General features: G+C 66.5%; 1 protein-coding gene. It reads left to right on the top strand.

All coding sequences use genetic code 11. The annotated features are described in order from the left end of the window. Window positions 1–76: 76 nt before the first annotated feature. Window positions 77–1,237 (top strand): IS110 family RNA-guided transposase, encoded by a 1,161-nt coding sequence (locus ACO1BU_RS37275; protein ID WP_424140889.1) that lies wholly within the window; start codon window positions 77–79, stop codon window positions 1,235–1,237. Window positions 1,238–1,515: the final 278 nt, after the last annotated feature.

Raw genomic sequence — 1,515 nt, 5'->3', positions numbered from 1 at the left:
TGGCCAAAGATACCATGCAGGCGGCCAGAGATTGGGCCAGAGTTTTGGCTCCTCCGGACCTGAAGGGAGTTGGCCGATGTCTCAGATCAAGCACGCTACAGCACCCCAGGATGGTACCGTGGTCTTTGTTGCTCTGGAGCTCAGCAAGGGCGCTTGGCTGCTTGCCGCACAGGCGTCGCCGAGCGGCAAGATGTCATCGCACCGGCTTGACGGAGGCGACACTGATGGCTTGCTGGCGTTGCTGCGGCGCCTGCAAGCCCGCGAGCGGGCGGCAAATGGCGAGGAGGTCCAGATCGTCCTCGGCTACGAGGCTGGGTACGATGGGTTCTGGCTGCAGCGCCGCCTCACTGCCGAGAGGATCACCTGCTGGGTGATGGATCCGGGCAGTCTGCAGGTGGACCGTAGGGCAAGGCGGGCCAAGACCGACCGGCTGGACGCGGCGATGCTGCTTCGAGCGCTCATGGCGTGGTGCCGCGGCGACCGGGCCGCGTGCAGTATGGTGCAGGTGCCCTCGGTGGAGCGGGAGGATGCGAGGCGCACCCATCGCGAGCGCCAGCGCCTGATCGCCGAGCGCGTTCAGCACGTGAACCGGGTCAAGGGGCTGCTGGCGACCCAGGGCATCTACAACTTTCAGCCCCTCCGCCAGGGTCGGTGGGAGCGGCTCCGGGAGTTGCGCACCGGGGACGACCGTGATCTGCCGCCGCGCCTGCGCCGGGAGATCGAGCGCGAGTTCCTGCGGCTGGAGCTCGTCCTTGAGCAGATCGCGGCGTTGGAGGCCGAGCGGGACGCGGCGGTTGCCCAACCGGTGGCAGAGGACGCCGATGTCGAGAAGGTCGCGCAGCTTTCCAAGCTCGGCGGCATCGGAACCGAACTGGCGACCGTGCTGGTGCGCGAGGCGCTGTACCGTCCTTTTACCAACCGCAAGGAAGTTGCTGCCTATGCCGGGCTCACGCCCAGTCACTTTGCCAGCGGCGATCGGCGGCGGGACCAGGGTATCTCCAAAGCCGGTAATCCTCTCCTACGAAAGAGCATGGTCGAGCTCGCCTGGCTCTGGCTGCGCTACCAACCAGGCAGCGCCCTCGCGCAATGGTTCACCGGGCGGGTCGGTGAGATCCGCGGACGCATGCGCAAGATTGCCGCCGTTGCCCTGGCCAGGAAGCTGCTGGTCGCCCTGTGGCGCTATGTCACAACTGGGCTCGTGCCCGAGGGAGCACGCCTGAAGACGGCCACCGTCTGATCAACAAGGTTCGGCCGGGGCGTCGCTGTTCGACGCGTCGTGCCGGGCGGGGGTGGTGTGTGACCGGAGCTCGACGGGGTTTCAAAACCGTCGCCAAAGATGGGTCCCACCACCCCGAGCCGGCCTGCCCTGAATGAGGCATCTTGGTGGGAACGCCATGTTCCGCCGGATGCGAGTGAAGCAGCGAGCCCTTCGCTGCCATTGCCCGGCTCACCCCCGCCCAGACGATGCTCGACATGACAAAACCGATTGCCGATCCGCCTCATACGAGTCGAGCT

This window comes from Roseomonas chloroacetimidivorans (assembly GCF_049629625.1).
GTDB classification, from domain to species: domain Bacteria; phylum Pseudomonadota; class Alphaproteobacteria; order Acetobacterales; family Acetobacteraceae; genus Roseomonas; species Roseomonas chloroacetimidivorans.
The sequence above is the reverse complement of the archived record's forward strand: the minus strand, read 5'-3'. Positions and strand labels throughout refer to the sequence as shown.

Bases quoted from the DNA above. Each gene is read 5' to 3' on its own strand.
- ACO1BU_RS37275 (WP_424140889.1), top strand. From the start codon at position 77: ATGTCTCAGATCAAGCACGCTACAGCACCCCAGGATGGTACCGTGGTC.